Origin of the sequence: uncultured Gemella sp. (genome assembly GCF_963525875.1) — a bacterium.
GTDB lineage: Bacteria > Bacillota > Bacilli > Staphylococcales > Gemellaceae > Gemella.
Genome location: NZ_CAURMG010000081.1, coordinates 1 through 2,936 on the forward strand (window position 1 = coordinate 1; position 2,936 = coordinate 2,936).

3 protein-coding genes and 2 tRNA genes are annotated in these 2,936 nt (G+C 30.4%); all 5 read right to left on the reverse strand.

What is annotated here, in order from left to right; all coding sequences use genetic code 11:
- A partial coding sequence (locus tag RWQ73_RS07900) for a ParB/RepB/Spo0J family partition protein (protein ID WP_314407842.1) occupies positions 1–836 on the reverse strand: 836 nt, incomplete at its 3' end.
- Positions 829–1,590, reverse strand: coding sequence for an AAA family ATPase (locus RWQ73_RS07905; protein ID WP_314407844.1), 762 nt, complete (start codon positions 1,588–1,590; stop codon positions 829–831). The genes RWQ73_RS07900 and RWQ73_RS07905, both read right to left, overlap by 8 nt.
- Positions 1,565–2,449 (reverse strand): ParB/RepB/Spo0J family partition protein, encoded by an 885-nt coding sequence (locus RWQ73_RS07910; RefSeq protein ID WP_314407846.1) that lies wholly within the window; start codon positions 2,447–2,449, stop codon positions 1,565–1,567. The genes RWQ73_RS07905 and RWQ73_RS07910 overlap by 26 nt, the downstream gene beginning before the upstream one ends.
- A 270-nt stretch (positions 2,450–2,719) precedes the next feature.
- Positions 2,720–2,790: transfer RNA gene (locus RWQ73_RS07915), tRNA-Trp, on the reverse strand.
- A 5-nt stretch (positions 2,791–2,795) separates the two neighbouring features.
- A tRNA-Tyr gene (locus tag RWQ73_RS07920) sits at positions 2,796–2,879 on the reverse strand.
- Between the last annotated feature and the right edge of the window lie 57 nt (positions 2,880–2,936).

Genomic DNA, 2,936 nt, shown 5'->3' on the forward strand with positions numbered 1-2,936 from the left:
ATACGTTCAAATTCATCATTATCTTTGAACTCAATTTCAATCTTACCTTTTTTATTACGACCTTGTTTAATCGTTACAGACGTTCCAAGACGCTTTTTAAGAATATTTTCTTGTTCTTCTATAAAAATATCCTTAGCCTTAAGTTTCTTAACCTCTTTCGGTTTCAATAACTTTGCTACATATTCTTCTAATTCACGAACAGACATTTTTCTTTCAATTACTAAACTACAGACTTCTTCCATAGTTTTTTTAGTTTTTAATGAAAGTAATGTTCTTGCATGCGCAGCGCTTATCAACCCTTGCTCCAGATTGATTTTAATTTCTGTAGGTAATTTTAATAAACGTAAGCTATTAGCAATGTACGGTCTACTTTTACCAAGTTTAGTAGCTAATTCTTCTTGAGTTAACGACATTTTATCCATCAAGTTTTTATAACTTTCCGACTCCTCTAAAGCTGACAAATCTTCACGTTGTAAATTTTCTAAGACCGCAAAAACCATCATTTCTTCATCTGTCATCTCTTTAATAATGACCGGAATTTCTTTTTTCCCTAAGAGTTCAAAAGCTCTATAACGGCGCTCACCTGCTATAATGTAATAACCTTTTATCGCTTTTTTTACAATAATAGGCTGTAATAAGCCATTTTTTTCAATAGAATCTTTTAGCTCATTTAATTTTTCTTCATTAAAATAAGTACGTGGTTGATACGGATTTTTTTTTATTTTATCTAATGAAATTTCAACTATTTTATCATTATCAGAAACTAATTCAACATTTTCAGTAGCGAAAATGGCATCAAGACCACGCCCTAAACCTTTACCAAATTTCTTAGCCACGTTCAATCACCTCTTTAGCTAATGATACATATTGTTTAGCTCCATTAGAATTTTTTGCATATTCAATAATAGGTTCCCCGAAACTTGGTGCTTCACTTAAACGTACAGTTCTAGAAATTACTGTATCAAATGCTTTTTCTTTAAAATGAGCTCTAACTTGCTCTGCTACTTGGTTAGATATATTTGTTCTACTATCAGTCATAGTAAGTAATACACCAAAAATATCCAATTTAGAATTCAAATGCTTCCTAACTATGTTAAATGTATTCATAAGCTGGCTAAGCCCTTCTAAGGCGTAGTATTCTGTTTGTACTGGTATTATTACTCCATCTGCTGCTGTTAGTGAATTTAGTGTAATAAGTCCTAATGAAGGAGGACAATCAATTACTACAAAATCATAATCTTCTTTTATCTCAGAAATAGCATTTTTCATACGTTGTTCTCTACTAATAGCAGAAACAAGTTCTACCTCAGCTCCCGCTAAAGCAATGCTAGAAGGAACAATATCTAAATTATCATATGCTGTTTTTATAATTACATCATTAATATCAACTTCATCAACTAATATATTATAAATTGATTGACTAATACTTGCTTTATCAATACCAACACCACTAGTAGCATTTGCTTGTGGATCAGTATCTATTAATAACACTTTATTTTTTAAATGTGCTAGGGATGCTGCTAAATTTATTGAAGTTGTAGTTTTACCTACACCACCCTTTTGGTTACATATCGCTAATATTTTCATCATTTACCTCTTTATCCGAAAATCTAGGAATAGTCACTTTAATAACTATACTCTCCATATTTTCTTCTTCTTCTTTATTAAGATTAACATTATATTTCTCTTCTAACTTAGCTATTTCTTTTACAAGCTTAGCTATGATTTTTTGTCCATCATAATTAAAATTACTATTAAACACTTTAATATCTTTTTTTATCTTTAAATAAGTATCTATCTTTTCTTCAGTTTGAGAGACATTTAAGTTTTGAGATAAAATTTGAACTAATAATTTTTCTTGAGTAGGTCCATCTAGTTTAACCATTGCTCGTCCATGTCTTTCAGTAATTTTCTTTGTATTTATAGCATCTATAACTTTGTCGCTTAATTTTAATAATCTTAATTTATTGGCAACAGTAGCTTGAGTTTTCCCTAAAGATCTAGCAAGTTCATCTTGAGTAAGTTTATTGATACTTAATAATTCTTGGTATGCATATGCCTCCTCAATAGGTGTTAACTCTTCTCTTTGAATATTTTCTATTAAAGCCAATGTAGCCATTTGTTCATCAGTTAACTCTTTAACAATAGCTTTAGTAGTTGCATATTCTAAATATTTAATAGCCCTTAAACGACGTTCTCCAGCTATAAGCTCATAAAAACCATTACCTATATCTCGCACAGTAATAGATTGCAATAAGCCATTTTGCCTTATAGATTCAGCTAATTCCTTAATTTTCTCCTCAGTAAATTCTCTTCTAGGTTGATACTTATTTGGAACAATTTTCTCAACTAAAATTTCTCTTAGAACGTCGTCATCAGAAATACCAACTTTTTCAGCTCTTTGTGTTAAATCATAAAGCTTACTAAATGGTTTTACGCTTTCTGTCATATTTAACCTCCTATATTAATTATCTACAATACTACATTAACACATTTAAAAACATTTGTCAAAAATATTTCCCAATATATATACATCAATTAAACCTTTACCTTAATTCCTGAATTAATATTATTTCCTAAATATTAATATTAAAAAATAAAAAAAGTAATTACTAATACATAATATTCATATTTCGGTGACAAATAACACAATTTAAATATAACTTAAACTAGCTAAAAAATAAAAAAAGTGTAATCATAAAAGATTACACTTAATATACAGGGACGGCAGGAATCGAACCCACACCAAAGGTTTTGGAGACCTTTGTTCTACCGTTAAACTACGTCCCTAAGAATGGTGGGAAGAAGTGGATTCGAACCACTGAACCCGAAGGAGCGGATTTACAGTCCGCCGCGTTTAGCCTCTTCGCTATCTTCCCATAATATAAAAAAAATGCCGGCCAGAGGACTTGAACCCCCGACCTACTGATTACAAG